Below are 13,267 nucleotides of genomic sequence, written 5' to 3'. Positions count from 1 at the left end.
GCGCCGGGGTTTCACCAGTAGGTTGAACTACGGAAAGCAAAATCCAAGGCGGCCCGCAGGCCGATATTTCGCATCTCTAAACCGATCCCGCGTCGCCGACAATGGACCGTAGGTAAGAGGCCGGACTTCATCTGACAGATTGCGGCTGCACTCCTGCAGGAGAAAGTCCCTGATTCAGGGTCCTATGGCTTGTGCGATTCTTTTCGCTGCCTGGATCACTTTGTCGCCGTGGTCCTTGCCGGGGGAGTGGGTGACGTGGGCCAGTGGCATGGCCAGGCAAACGGCGGCGATGATTCCTTCGCCGGTTTGTACGGGTGCGCTGATGGATCCTAGCCCGGGTGTTCGGATCCCTACGGATTCGACATATCCGGTTGCCGCCAGTTCGGCGAGGGCTTCCTCGTCGGCTGCGAGGAGCCGGCCGCTGGACCCTTGGGGGAGGGGAAGCCTGGCGCCGGGTGGAATGGTGGCGCGCAATTCCTGCTGGCTGTCGACGCTGAGCAGGCAGACGCGTTCATCACCCCGCCGGACCCACAGCTGTGCAGTTTCACCGGTTTGGTCCCGCAAATCAGTAAGGACAGACATTCCGACATTCTCCAGTGCTGATCGGACGAACCGGTCTCCGAGGCGGAAGGCTCCGTTGTCGACGCGCCGCAGGAAACCGTATTCTGCCAGTTGCAGCGCCAAACGGTGCGCAGTCGAAACTGACAGGCCGGTCCGCCGTGACAGCTCGCTGGCTGACGCGGAGGACCGGCCGACGGCGTCGAGGATTGCGGCTGCACGCTCCAGCGTGCGGTTACTTCCGTTGGTGTCAGTAGGTGGCATGTACCCAGCTTAGGTTGGTCACCTATTTCTTGATTGCCAGGACTCCGCCATGAATTCGGCGACGACTTTTTGGGAGATCGCGACGTCCAGAACGAAGACGCCTTCCTCGTGGGTGGCAAGCCAGTCCTCCAGGTGCTTTAGGTCCGCCATGGTGTGCGCTTTGGTACCGGCGGCGCCCAGTGCGCGGCCGATGGAGGCGAAGTCCACCTCGTCGATCAGCATTGCCTGGTCGTGCAGGCCTTTGGCGGCGTATTGGTGCAGCTCTGCCCCGTAGGCAGAGTCGTTGAGCACAATTACGACGCCTTTACGGGTGGCGCGGAGGAAGGTTTCGAAGTCGGCCAGTCCCATGAGACCACCGCCGTCCCCGCTGACGAGGACAGTGGTGCGTTCGGGGCGGGCTACCGAGACGCCGGCGGCGGATCCGAACCCCATGCCGATGGATTGGAACGCGGTGCCGACCAGGACCATGGCGTGCGGGTCCGGCACTGAGAGGTACATTGGCGCCCAGCCCATGAAGTGGCCGCCGTCCATGACCACGGACCGTTCCTGTGGCAAGATCCGCTCCAGGGCGGCGACAACGGCCCGGGGGTTGAGCCGTCCGTCCGGGCCGAATTCCTCAGGGTTTTCGCTCGGGCGGGCTGAGCGGAATTCGGGCTGGGCTACTTCCGGGACCTGGCTGCGCCAGGTGGATGAGGCTTCCGGGACGCGTTGCAGCAGGCCTTCGATGAAGGACCGGATGTCTGCCCGGATGTATTCCGTTGCCGGTGATTCAGGGGCGGGTTCATTGTCGATCCGGACGACCTTTGTGCCGTTGGGGATCAGGGTGCCGTAGCGGGTTTGGAAGGTGTTCAGGCTTGCCCCGACTACCAGGACGAGATCTGCCTCCCGTGCAATCTCAAGGCGGTGGAGTCGGGTGAAGCCGCCGGCGATGCCAAGGTCCCAGGGGCTGTTGAAGGCGTTGGCTGCCATCACGGATGTCATGAAGAGGGCACCTAGCCGGTCTCCCACTTTCCGCAAGGGTTCAGCAGCGTTAGCCAGCAGGACCCCACGGCCTCCCAGGATCAGCGGACGTTCCGACGCGGCAAGCAGGTCCGCGACGCGGTCCAGGTCATTCGCTTCCGAGGGCCACACTGGTTTTGTCGGCAGGGGTTCCAGCGGACGCTGCTCCGACAGTGGTGCGGTCGCCAGGTCGTAGGGGATGGCCAGAACCACTGGCTGGACAGTTTGCAGGGCGAGGTCGAAAGCACGGCGGGTGATGGCTACGGCATTGCATGGGGTAGCCACGAGGGTGACTACTCCGGCTGCCTCGGCGGTTTTTGTCTGGTCGATGTCAAAGGTTCGCTGACCCGTGGAGGGTGCATCTCCAACTATGAGAACCAAGGGGATGCGGGCCAATCGGGCTTCGGCGAGGGTGGTGTAGGCGTTGGTGAAGCCAGCCCCGTAGGTAGTGGTGGCGGCCGCGATGCTCCCGGTTGCCCGGTAATAGGCGTCCGCCATGGCCACGGTGGCTGATTCGTGCCGGGCGGAAGTGAAGGGAAACCCACGGCGGGTCAACCGGCTGATGAGGTGGGCGTTGCCGTTGCCCATCAGCCCGAAGAGATGTCCGGCGCGTTCGGCAACAACGTCAGCGACTGCGGCGGACACGTGGCCCTCATCAGGGAGGGTCGGGGTTTTGGTGGCGGACAGGACGGGGGCGTTGGTGCTTGTCATGGCGGTGAGTTTTTCCTGGTGGTTGCGGGAGCCGGTGCGCTAGCTCTTAGTTAGGGCACCGGCTTTTTCCTCGTTTGGCTGTTGCTTTAGCTGAGGAACGGGACGATCAGCGAGGTGACGAAGAGGACGAGCGCTCCGCCGAGGCGGTTGGTCAGGGCTGCGAAAGGCATGAGGTGCATGCGGTTGGCTGCGCTGAGGACTGCGACGTCGCCGCTGCCGCCGGTGTCTGCCATGACCAGGCCGGGGGTGATGGATGCTTCAACGAAGTTGAACTTGACCAGCCACCCGAGGATGCCTGAGGTCAGGGTGGCGATAATGACGGTGCAGATGGTCAGGAGGATGAACAGGGGGTTGCTCAATGAAGCGAGCACATCGGTGATGTCGATGTAGGTCAGGCTGACGCCCACGAGGAGGGCGGGCACGAGGACGGCGCCGATCAAGTCGCCCCAGTCAGCTGTGGAATCTTCAACGTCCTGGGGGAGCAGGTTGAAGATCTTCACTGCGGCGGCCGCGATGATGGCCCACGCGTAGGGGTGCAGCCCGGGAATTAGGGCAGCGATGAGGTTGCCGAAGACAAAAAGACTTCCGGCGATGAGCAGGCCCTTGCCCAAGGCGATGAAGGAGGACGTGTCCCGCTTCGGAGGCACGGTAAGTTCGTCGGAACGGCCCTTGATCCGCAGGAGCTGGCCGTGGCCGTTGAAGCCAACGAAGAGCTGCTTTTTCCGCTTGCCCAGTCCGTTGTAGATACCCGCAATGAGGATGCAGACCACGTTGGCCATGACGACGGCGGACATCAGGTCACCCATGAAAGCCGCGGAATCGCCACCGGTTTTGGCGGCGTACATCTCGGACATCGGCAGGGCGCCAACGCCCAGGCCGCCCGCCATGATGGGTGCTGCGATGAAGAGAATGCCTTCGATGAACCCAAACCCGGTCGCTGCGGCCAGCAACCCGACCAGAACGAACGTCGAGATGAGGCAACCCACGATGGGCACCGCGAAACGCGGTCCTGCCTTGAGCAGGAGCGCACGCGGCATGCCAAGGATTGCGCCGGCGATAATGCCAACGACGAAGAAGTCCAGGAAGCCATGACCGTCGATGAAGTTCTGCACCACGGTGACCAGGTTCTCGGGCATCAAGCCGAAGAAGGCCAACGTGGCGGGCGCGAAGGTACACAGGACGGTCGGCAGCCCAAAGTCCCGGACCACCGGGAACAGGTTTCCAATCCAGATAAAAAGACCACCCAGGAGCATGGTCGTGGCAAAGCCAACCACCATCGTGTCGGGAAGATTGCCCGTGAGCGCTGCGGCCAGGACGAGCCCGGCGAAGACAAGATAGAGAGGCGCCGGGACGCTCGAGATCCTGAAACCCAACCGGCCGGGATAGTGGGTTCCTGGGCGGGAGCCCACGGTCTTGGTTACCGGATGGTCAATGCCACCGGCAGGGCCGGGCGAGGTGTACTCGCTCGATTCGCTGTCCGTTGACAGGTGCGTCGGAGGGGGGAGAGTTTTTCCCTCAAGAGAATGATCATGCGTCATGTGGATTCCTGCCTGCGTCTTTGAGTGCAAGACCTCCCACTCAGTGGGAAATGCTTATCATTGGGCCGATAAACGGTAGCACCGCGATGTGACGAGCACAACACTCCTGCTCCGATAATTAGCCCCTCACGAAACCTGCTCATGCAGGCAGATTGCCTGCCCGCCTAGGCTGCACCACCCGTCAACATGCATTTCGGGAAGGGCCCCTTCAGCATCTTGGCCCTTGTGAGCTGGATCATGACCTGCTAACGTCTTCCCACTTACCAAACGTTATCTCCCACCACGTGGGAACCTCTGCGGGGGCGCTTTGCATCGAAGCGAAGCACTCATACCCGGGGCGAACACCCTGCGCGCCAAGCGCTCACGAACAGCAAGGCAGGAAAACCATGACTCAATACGACATCGCCGTCATCCCCGGAGACGGAATCGGACCCGAAGTCGTTCAAGCCGCTCTGTCCGTACTGAAGGAATGCGAAGCGCGCTACGGGCTGAAGCTCAATTACACCTTCTATGACTTCAGCGCGGACTTGTACCGCCGTACCGGAAGAAAGATCACTGCCGCCGACATGGATGAGATCGGCCAGAAGGACGCTGTGCTGTTCGGCGCCATGGGCCTGCCCGATGTGCGCGGACCGGAGGGGCTGGAATTGGGCGCCCAGGTCGACATGCGGGCCCACTACGGCCTTTTCTCAAGTCTTCGGCCGGTCCGGCTCTTTCCCGGCGTTGAGAGCGCTGTAAAGGCCAAAAACGTTGACATGCTCGTCATCCGTGAAACTTCGGAAGGGATGTTCGCCGGACTGGCCGATGTGCATGAGCCCAGCGATGAGAGTGCGAGTGATCGCATGACGATCACCCGGGCCACCTGCGAGAAGCTTTTCGACGTTGCGTTCTCCCAGGCCCGCGCCCGCCGCAAGCGCGGAACGCCCGGGCACGTGACACTTCTGCACAAATCAAACGCCCTGCGCAGCAACGTTCTAATGGAGAAGGTATTCGACGAGGTCGCCGCCAAAAACGACGACATCGGAAGCGCAAAGTTCTACATCGACGCCGGATCCATGTACATGGTCACCGACCCGGAACGCTACGACGTCGTCGTCACTGAGAACATTTTCGGCGACATCGTTTCAGAGATCGCAGCCGGCCTCGTCGGCGGTCTCGGCGTCGCGCCCTCGGCCGACGTCAGCCTCACACATGGCGTATTCCAGCCGTCCCACGGCAGCGCACCTGATATCGCAGGTAAGGGAATCGCAAATCCAACGGCGATGATCCTCTCGGCCGCGATGATGCTCGAATGGCTGGGCGAACGCCGCGGAGACGAGGCTTCCACCACTGCGGCACAAAGCATCCAAAGCGCTGTCGAGTCCGCACTGGCAACCGGGCCTCGTACACGTGACCTCGGCGGGACGGCAGGAACCCAGGAAGTTGTCGACACAGTCATCAGCGCCTTGCCGGCGTAGTCGAACCCGAAGGCACGAATACCGTGCCCTTTTATGACCCAAAGGTCGCTTTCCAGCGACACGCGCTTTTCTGATCCGTCAGACTACCGCGTCGCGGTCGCAAACTTCGACGTACGAAAGGTACGCACCAATGACATATAAGGTTCTGTTCCTCAACCCTTTGAAGGACTACATCGACCGTCTCGTGGATTCCACCCCTGAGGGCTTCAACGTCACGGTGATGCCGGCAGGGGCAGACGTTGCGGACATGTGCCGTGAAGCTGCGGACGCCGATTTCCTCATTTCCGGCGTGGATGTCCCCCAGGAAGTGTTCCGGGGTGCCAAGAACGTAAAATTCATTCAATACATGAGCTCCGGCTACGGGCAGCTTCCCGTAAACGTCCTTGATGAACTCGGTGTTCCGGTAGCCCAGATGAAGACCCACTCCATCTCCGTCGGGGAGCATGCAGTCACGTTGATGCTGACGGTAATGCGGCGAATTCCAGCCTCCATCCAGTTGATGCGCGCTGGCAAATGGCGCCAGGACCTGGACGAAATGTCCTACTCGGAGCTGTACAACAAGACAGTAGGAATCGTCGGTCTGGGGAACATCGGCCGCTGGGTCGGCAAGGTCGTACACCACGGCTTCGGCGCGAACGTCGTCTTCTATGACAACGCGCAAATCCCACTGACTGTCTCCGAACTCATCCCCGCCCGTCCCGTTTCATTAGAGGAGCTCATGGCAATCTCCGACATCGTCTGCGTCAGTGTCCCTTTGAACCCGGAATCCGACAAGATGATAGGCCGGGACGAACTGGCCCTAATGAAGCGCAGCGGTGTTCTTATCAACGTCGGCCGAGGCGAGGTCATCGATGAGCGCGCGCTTATCGAATGCCTGCGCGAAGGGCGCATCGCAGGTGCCGGACTTGATGTCTATGAACGGGAACCGTTAGACACCGCGAGCGAACTGCTGAAGATGGAACAGGTAGTGTGCACGCCCCACATGGCGGGCGTCGGCTGGGAAAATGTCGAACGCAGGATCGCGACCGTATGGCAGAACTTCGACGCGGTTCTGAGCGGCGGTATGCCAACCGGAGTCGTCACGGCGACAAAGCGAGCGAACCTTCCGGTCGCTTAAAGTCTCTATCAGGAGTCACGCGAGCCTGCCGGGGCTACTGACCGAACTGGCACGAGGGCGCATGCCTATGAGCTGCTTGCGCCTTAAGGAAAGCCCAGATTCTCAGCTGTGTCGGCAATCCTTTTAGGGCGTGTCCTCACTTGGAAAGAGCCCGCCCTTAAGGTGGAAGCTGAGCAGTTCGCTGCGGAACTTTACTTCATCGACAAATCTGGACACCGGGTACGTGGCGCCTAGGCGCTGTCTTACTATCGGTACAAGCGGCCCGCGGGCCGTGTCCTGGACACTCATGCGAGTGAAACCGCCGTGATTGCTGATGATAAAGGTGCGCACCACCGTGAGAAGGCCCAGGGGCATGCTCCATGTCCACGTCATGCGGTCCGTGGACATGGAGCACACTAGAAGACGCCGGGAGTTTTTGCCGGGGCCCTGGATCCGCACCCGGATTACGGCGCCGTCCCGGATTTGTCCCTCAATATTGGCCAGCCCAGAGCCCCATACCGGATAATTGCCAGCGTCCGTGAGGACGTCCCACACAATGTCCGACGAAGCGAGAATGAGAGCTTCAGCCGCGGCCATTTTCATGCTTAAAGGCTACCGACCAGCGTCTGATCAACACTCTGCCGCGGGCTACGTGTCATGTGACCTCTACGACGCTTCCCCGCCGGTTGCGGCCCTGGCTGGCCCGTGGGTGCAACAACGCGCTGGGCACTCTGGTGCTCAGCTGCAAGAGGTCCGGACGCCCCCGAGAGGGTCCTCTGCTCAACTCCGCAACATAATCAACCGACACCCGCCCGGGCATGCACCAGGGAAGACGTGCATGAGATCGGCGAACCTGCTAGGAACAAATTCCTCGATGGTTTTTGAAGCGCCAATTGTGGACGCGGTCAAATAACGCGGGTTCGGGTACTGCATTACGGCCTCCCCGTCAGGGCAACGCTTTAGGGTAGCTTGGCGTGGCGCATGTACTGGTAGACCGTCTCGCGGCTTAAGCGTAAGCCACAAGGCCAGGGCAGCTTTCCGGACACGCTGTCGGCGCGCTGGACCAGTTCAGCGGCCCGTTCCGGCGTAAGGGTCTTTTCCCGCCCTTTGTAGGCGCCGAACAGCAAGGAGTTGGTGCCGCGGCCCTTGCGCCAGGCACGCAGCTCATCGGCGCCCTGCGGCTTTCCAATTTTGCATGACCTCAGCGCAGCGCCGGGGAACCACCGCCCACGGGTTCTCACAGCCGCGCTCCTGTGCAGAAATTAGCAAAGGTAGAGCCCGACCATCTGTAGTCCTCCGGTGGGGGAGGCGGCCGGCCTGGGCTACTTCTCAAAGTAGGTTTAGGTCTTACCAGAAGGTTTCACACCTCAAGGAGTGTCCGTAATGAGCAGCCGTCGAGTAGGCAGCGTCCCGGGAAGCAGAGTCGATCCCGAAATCATGGACGTCGGAGTTGGTACACGGAACAAAGCAGCGTCCGCAGTCGGCGGCATGGACTCCACGACCTTGGCCGAAAGCAGACTGCCGCGCCACCACGACGGCGTCCAAAAAATTGATCATGTTGCGATCGCGGCCCACGACGCGGACGCTTCGTCTCGGTGGTTCGAAGAAGTTCTGGGACTGCAATGCATTCATGACGAAGTAGTCCACGATGTGGGCGTGCGCCTGCTGTGGCTGGCGCCCAAGGATGCCACGGCCGGGGATACCAGCTTTCAGATTGTCCAGCCACTAGGCCCCGGAGCGATCGCGGACTTCCTAGCCCAGAAAGGTGAAGGGCTGCACCATGTGTGCTTCGCCGTTGACAATGCTAAAGACTTCCTTGCCTCCAGAGGCCAGGCTGGCGGAATCTTCACCGGCGGGTACGGCCTGCCGTGCGCATTCCTGAAAGCAACCCCGGAAGGCATAGCGGTAGAAATTGTGCAACGAGAACAGCCTGCGACATAGGCGGCTGGAGGGGTTTTAGAGTCGCTCCCCGCCCATTTCTCGACCGCCGATAGTGACCCGTCCGCTTACGCTCGGGTGTCGTCGACCATTCTTGCGACGTGCAGCGTCAGGTACATAACTTCGTCATCGGTCAGCGGTTCTCCGAGCCGTAGTTCCAGTACTGCCTGAAGTTTCACTGCGGATGCGAAGGCTTCCGGGTAGGCGCTGCGGATAGCGGTGCCGAGCCGTGTGGCTCCTTCTGAGAGCTGGCGTCCCGTGTGGGCCCGGACGAAGAAGTAGCGCAGGTGCGTGATGAATCGGGCGGCGTTAACGGTGTCCCGGTCGAAAGGGCGGCTGTAGGCCTGTTCGAGGACCTCGAACAGTTGCGTGAAGACTCCGGTCATCTGGTAGGTGTATGACAGATCCCCGCTTGCGAAGCCGGCGTTAACCAGGTGAAGGGCGATCGGCACGGCCTCTTCGTTCGGCAATGACTCCTCGATGTGGTCGTTGACGAAGTCCAGGACTCGCTGGGCGACGCGCAGCTCATCGGGGTAGAGGTGGGCGACTTCAGCGCGCAGGGGGTATTCAATCTTGATGTGCTGACGAATGCGCTTGATGGCGAAACTCAGGTGGTCCGCCAGCCCCACGACGGCGACTGAACTCAGCGGTGCGCTCAGCTCGGCGCGGGCGACCTCCAGCGCTTTGTCGGCAAGCACAAGGTGCTCCGGCGGGATGGCAGCAATGAGGGCGCCGAAGTTGTCGGCGTCCCGGCCGTCCTCGGGAACGAAGACGCGCACCACTTTGTCCGGGTCGACGGTGTTGCCCGGCTTCATTTGGAAGCCGAGTCCGCGTCCGGTGAGGATTACTTCGCCGCCGGCCTGGCTGCGTGCGAGGACGACGTTGTTGTTGAAGACACGCAGTACCTCCACGTTGTCCTTTCCGAACCATGGTGGGGCGGGGCGGCATGCCGCCCCGCCCCACCTTTCACTTGAGTCTTGCGCCGTTGCTGGCGATTACGCCACGGTACCAATCGAAAGATTTTTTGCGGTACCGTTCCAAGGTTCCGGATCCGTCGTCATTCCGGTCAACGTAGATGAATCCGTAGCGCTTGCTCATCTGCGCGGTAGACGCGCTGACCATGTCGATGCATCCCCACGTGGTGTAGCCCATCAGCTCGACCCCGTCGGCGACGGCCTCCCGGGCCTGGACCAGGTGATCGTTCAGGTATGAAATGCGGTAGTCGTCCTCCACGGTTTTGGTGCCGTCGAGGTCAACAAGCTCGTCCATGGCGCCCAACCCATTTTCAACAATGAACAAGGGCTTCTGCCACCGGTCCCAGTAATCGTTGAGCACAACTCTCAGACCCTGTGGATCAATTTGCCAGCCCCACTCCGACGCTTCCAGGGTCGGGTTCGCGACGCCACCGAGGATGTTGCCCTTGCCCCTTGTTCCCTTGGTAGGGTCGGCGGTCTCACAGATGCTCATGTAGTAGCTGAAGGACACGAAGTCTACGGTGTTCTTCAGGTCTTCGCGGTCCTGTGCTGTGATGTCCAGCTCGATGCCGTTGTCACGGAAGTACCGCAGCAGGTAGCCGGGGTATTCACCGCGGCAGTGGATATCGCCAAACGCGTAGTTCATGTGCAGGGCATTCATGGCCGACACGACATCAGCAGGGTCGGGCGTTAACGGGTAGGTTGGCATCGCCAGAATCATGCACCCGACCTGGGCGTCCGGCATGAGCTCATGCGCAAGGCGGGTGGCTCTAGCCGAAGCCACGAGCTCGTGGTGGACTGCCTGATACAGGTCAGCCTCCGTGAGCTCGGACTTGGGAGTCTCGATGCCGCCGGACATGAACGGCAGGTGCAGCACCGAATTGATTTCATTGAATGTCAGCCAATACTTCACCCGGTTCCCGTAGCGTTCAAAGAGCGTACGGCAGTAGCGCTCATAGAAGCCGATGAGTTCCCGGCTGGTCCAGCCGTTGTACTCCCGGGCAAGGTGCAGCGGGGTTTCGTAATGGCTGATGGTCACCAGCGGCTCGATATTGTATTTGGCCAGCTCATCGAAGACCCGGTCGTAGAAAGCGAGGCCCTCCTCGTTGGGGGTCTCCTCGTCACCTTTGGGAAAGATGCGGCTCCAGGCGATGGACAGGCGGAACACCTTGAAGCCCATCTCCGCGAACAAGGCGATGTCCTCCTGATACCGGTGGTAGAAGTCGATGCCAATGAGCTTGAGGTTGTCCGCTGTCGGGCCCTCAGTCGAGGGCGACATGCCGCCCTGGGGCATGACGTCCTGAATTGATAAGCCTTTTCCGCCCTCGTTGTAGCCGCCTTCGAACTGGTTCGCGGCGGTTGCCCCGCCCCAGAGAAAACCCTCGGGGAAAGTCGTAGTCATAAACTGATCCTTCTCTATTCGTTCATGTGTCATCAGCCGAGGTTTCTTAGACTTGCACGGTCAGGGCGGGTGCACCCTTGGCGATTGATCCCTGTTCCACCGGGACCACTGCGGTGAGTTGTGCGGAATTTGTAACGACCATAAGTACGGTGGTGTCGTATCCTGCGTTGCGTACAAGCTCCATGTCCACTTCGGCCAGCAAATCCCCGGCATTGACTTCCTGACCGCGGATGACCGCCGGCGTGAATCCGCGGCCGTCGAGCTGGACGGTGTCGATGCCGATGTGAACCAGGACCTCTACGCCATCGGAGGACTTGATACCGTAGGCGTGCCCGGATTTCATGGCCGCTTTTACGATGCCTGAAACCGGTGCATAAACCCGGCCATCGCCTGACAAGATGCCCAGGCCCTTGCCCAACGCGCCAGAGGAGAAGACTTTGTCATTCACTTCCGCAAGCGGGACGACCTCGCCGCTGACAGGAGCGATGACGTCAACCGTCCCGGTGGGCGCCGGTGCCTCAGCCACAGCCGGCGCAGCGGCGGGAGCACCGTTTTCTGTAGCTTCAGCCTCCCGGGGGCCGAAGAAGAATGTCAGGAAGAAACCGATCAAGATTGCGGCGGCCGTTCCGATCAGCTGCAGGGTGAAGTTGCCAAAGGTGGTGAACGCAGGCAAAGCCAGCAGGGAGGGGAACACGAACACGCTTGCGGCACTGCCACCGGCGGAGGCGATGGCACCGCCCACGATACCGCCGGCGATGCCGAAGTAAAACGGCTTTTTCAGCGGGAGGTTCACGCCGTAAATCGCCGGCTCGGTAATGCCGGCAAAGAAGCCCGAAAACGCTGCCGGGCCTGCCACCTCACGACGCGCCGCGTTGCGGCTGCGGAACATGACAGCCAGCGCGGCAGCAGCCTGGGCAACAACCGCTGCTACCAGCGGGCCCATCAACACCGAGCTGCCCTGACTGGCGATATCGTTCGTCATGATAGGGACAAGGCCCCAGTGCAAACCGAACATGACAATGACCTGCCAGAAGCCGCCCATGACGGCCCCGGCCAGCCAAGGCGCGAAAACGAAGGCGGATGTGATTCCGGAGGATAGGGCGTTCGCAGCGTAGGTAGTAACCGGTCCCACCGTGAGCAGGACGAGCGGGACCATGACCAGGATCGAAAGAAGCGGTGTTGAAAAATTGCGGAATGTGGCCGGGATGACCCTGTTAAGGAACCGCTCGAGGTAACCCTGCAACCAAACGGCGACGATAATTGGGATGACAGACCCGGTGTAGTTCATCATCACTACCGGAATGCCAACGAACTCTACAGGCTCAGCGGCGGCGCCCAAGGCCACAATCGAGGGATGAATCAGCGCCCCGGCAATCACCATCGATGTGAACTGGTTGGTCTTGAAACGCCGGGCAGCGGTGATAGCCAGAAGCACCGGAAGAAAGTAGAACAGCGCATCCGCGGCGGCGGCAAGAATCACGTAAGTCTGGGAAGCAGGATCCATCCACCCGAACTGTGTGGCCATGCTCAGGAAAGCCTTCAACAGGCCTGCGCCAGCCAGCGGCCAGATGATCGGATGGAAAATCGAAGAAACCAAGGCAATAAATCGATTGAAGATGTTGCCGCCCGGTTCCTCAACCCCGTCCGGGGTGTCTTCACCTGCCAGCTTGCTGATCTTGCCGAGTTCTGCGTACACCTTGGGGACATCATTGCCGATGACCACCTGGTACTGACCTCCAGCCTGCATCACCGTGATAACGCCAGGCATCGCCTCAATGGCAGCCGTATTGGCCTTGCTGGCATCACGCAGCTTCAAGCGCAAGCGGGTCGCGCAATGCTGGGCACTGGCGACATTTTTCTCTCCGCCCAGCTCATGCAAAATTCCTTCGGCCAACGATCGATAATTCACTACAGCCATAACAGACCTATCTGTCGGTACCCTGGCACAAAAAAAGACCTGAAACGCATCCCTGCGTTTCAGGTCTTGCCTCGTTTCCGAGTAACAATCCTTTAAGTGTCTAACACTTACTGACCAGACAGTACACGTGAGCAACGCCACAGGCAAGTTTGAGGAGGACAAGACACGCCAAGCAGACTAGTGAACACCGGGAAGCCGGAGCGGTCCTGCCTACCTGCCTTACAGTCTTAGCCCCGGCGAAAGACCCGCTAACGATGTCCGGCATAGCCCTTCTACAGCCACTCCCCCGGCCATTTTCGAATGGCCGATAACCAGTCTTATGTAAAGCTGAACAGTGATTATTGCATCCGATGCACGATCACCTCTCCTCCGCCCATTGCCACCCGGCACCCCCGCGACTGCAGCAGCAAAG

General features: G+C 60.7%; 11 protein-coding genes. 3 read left to right on the top strand and 8 right to left on the bottom strand.

All coding sequences use genetic code 11. The features are described from left to right. Positions 1-174 precede the first annotated feature (174 nt). The 3 genes from ACFVYC_RS21690 to ACFVYC_RS21680 form a co-directional block, all read right to left on the bottom strand. The gene (locus ACFVYC_RS21690) at positions 175-822 is read right to left on the bottom strand and encodes an IclR family transcriptional regulator (protein ID WP_387554193.1); all 648 of its coding nucleotides are present in this window, start codon (positions 820-822) and stop codon (positions 175-177) included. A gap of 18 nt (positions 823-840) precedes the next feature. Next, complete coding sequence (locus ACFVYC_RS21685; protein ID WP_387554191.1) at positions 841-2,532, bottom strand: thiamine pyrophosphate-binding protein; 1,692 nt, start codon at positions 2,530-2,532, stop codon at positions 841-843. A gap of 86 nt (positions 2,533-2,618) precedes the next feature. After that, entirely contained in the window at positions 2,619-4,070 is a 1,452-nt protein-coding gene (locus ACFVYC_RS21680) for a 2-hydroxycarboxylate transporter family protein (protein WP_387554190.1), read from the bottom strand. 386 nt (positions 4,071-4,456) lie between these two features. Here ACFVYC_RS21680 and ACFVYC_RS21675 point away from each other — a divergent pair, with 386 nt between their 5' ends. Together ACFVYC_RS21675 and ACFVYC_RS21670 are read left to right on the top strand one after the other, a co-directional pair. Then, positions 4,457-5,527 (top strand): isocitrate/isopropylmalate dehydrogenase family protein, encoded by a 1,071-nt coding sequence (locus tag ACFVYC_RS21675; protein ID WP_387554188.1) that lies wholly within the window; start codon positions 4,457-4,459, stop codon positions 5,525-5,527. Between the two features lie 130 nt (positions 5,528-5,657). After that, complete coding sequence (locus ACFVYC_RS21670) at positions 5,658-6,644, top strand: NAD(P)-dependent oxidoreductase (protein WP_387554186.1); 987 nt, start codon at positions 5,658-5,660, stop codon at positions 6,642-6,644. Positions 6,645-6,767: 123 nt separating this feature from the next. Here ACFVYC_RS21670 and ACFVYC_RS21665 read toward each other — a convergent pair whose 3' ends face one another. Further along, complete coding sequence (locus tag ACFVYC_RS21665; protein WP_387554184.1) at positions 6,768-7,226, bottom strand: hypothetical protein; 459 nt, start codon at positions 7,224-7,226, stop codon at positions 6,768-6,770. A gap of 356 nt (positions 7,227-7,582) precedes the next feature. Then, on the bottom strand, positions 7,583-7,864 hold the full coding sequence (locus ACFVYC_RS21660) for a hypothetical protein (protein WP_387554182.1): 282 nt from the start codon (positions 7,862-7,864) through the stop codon (positions 7,583-7,585). Positions 7,865-8,111: 247 nt separating this feature from the next. On the opposite strand from ACFVYC_RS21660, the gene ACFVYC_RS21655 reads away from it, so the two are divergent. Further along, the gene (locus tag ACFVYC_RS21655; RefSeq protein ID WP_387554180.1) at positions 8,112-8,564 is read left to right on the top strand and encodes a VOC family protein; all 453 of its coding nucleotides are present in this window, start codon (positions 8,112-8,114) and stop codon (positions 8,562-8,564) included. A gap of 65 nt (positions 8,565-8,629) precedes the next feature. Here the strand turns inward: ACFVYC_RS21655 and ACFVYC_RS21650 are convergent, their stop codons facing one another. Genes ACFVYC_RS21650 through ACFVYC_RS21640 form a run of 3 tightly spaced genes read right to left on the bottom strand, consistent with a single transcriptional unit; the run spans position 8,630 to position 12,855 of the window. Then, positions 8,630-9,472: a PRD domain-containing protein gene (locus ACFVYC_RS21650; protein WP_387554178.1), complete on the bottom strand. Its 843-nt coding sequence runs from the start codon at positions 9,470-9,472 to the stop codon at positions 8,630-8,632. 55 nt (positions 9,473-9,527) lie between these two features. After that, positions 9,528-10,937, bottom strand: coding sequence for a glycoside hydrolase family 1 protein (locus ACFVYC_RS21645; RefSeq protein ID WP_387554176.1), 1,410 nt, complete (start codon positions 10,935-10,937; stop codon positions 9,528-9,530). Between the two features lie 46 nt (positions 10,938-10,983). Further along, complete coding sequence (locus tag ACFVYC_RS21640; RefSeq protein ID WP_387554174.1) at positions 10,984-12,855, bottom strand: beta-glucoside-specific PTS transporter subunit IIABC; 1,872 nt, start codon at positions 12,853-12,855, stop codon at positions 10,984-10,986. Between the last annotated feature and the right edge of the window lie 412 nt (positions 12,856-13,267).

Origin of the sequence: Pseudarthrobacter sp. NPDC058329 (genome assembly GCF_042879835.1) — a bacterium.
Taxonomy (GTDB): Bacteria; Actinomycetota; Actinomycetes; order Actinomycetales; family Micrococcaceae; genus Arthrobacter.
The sequence above is the reverse complement of the archived record's forward strand: the minus strand, read 5'-3'. Positions and strand labels throughout refer to the sequence as shown.

Coding starts and splice junctions, on each gene's coding strand:
- ACFVYC_RS21690 (WP_387554193.1), bottom strand. CDS start 822: ATGCCACCTACTGACACCAACGGAAGTAACCGCACGCTGGAGCGTGCA.
- ACFVYC_RS21685 (WP_387554191.1), bottom strand. CDS start 2,532: ATGACAAGCACCAACGCCCCCGTCCTGTCCGCCACCAAAACCCCGACC.
- ACFVYC_RS21680 (WP_387554190.1), bottom strand. CDS start 4,070: ATGACGCATGATCATTCTCTTGAGGGAAAAACTCTCCCCCCTCCGACG.
- ACFVYC_RS21675 (WP_387554188.1), top strand. CDS start 4,457: ATGACTCAATACGACATCGCCGTCATCCCCGGAGACGGAATCGGACCC.
- ACFVYC_RS21670 (WP_387554186.1), top strand. CDS start 5,658: ATGACATATAAGGTTCTGTTCCTCAACCCTTTGAAGGACTACATCGAC.
- ACFVYC_RS21665 (WP_387554184.1), bottom strand. CDS start 7,226: ATGAAAATGGCCGCGGCTGAAGCTCTCATTCTCGCTTCGTCGGACATT.
- ACFVYC_RS21655 (WP_387554180.1), top strand. CDS start 8,112: ATGGACTCCACGACCTTGGCCGAAAGCAGACTGCCGCGCCACCACGAC.
- ACFVYC_RS21645 (WP_387554176.1), bottom strand. CDS start 10,937: ATGACTACGACTTTCCCCGAGGGTTTTCTCTGGGGCGGGGCAACCGCC.
- ACFVYC_RS21640 (WP_387554174.1), bottom strand. CDS start 12,855: ATGGCTGTAGTGAATTATCGATCGTTGGCCGAAGGAATTTTGCATGAG.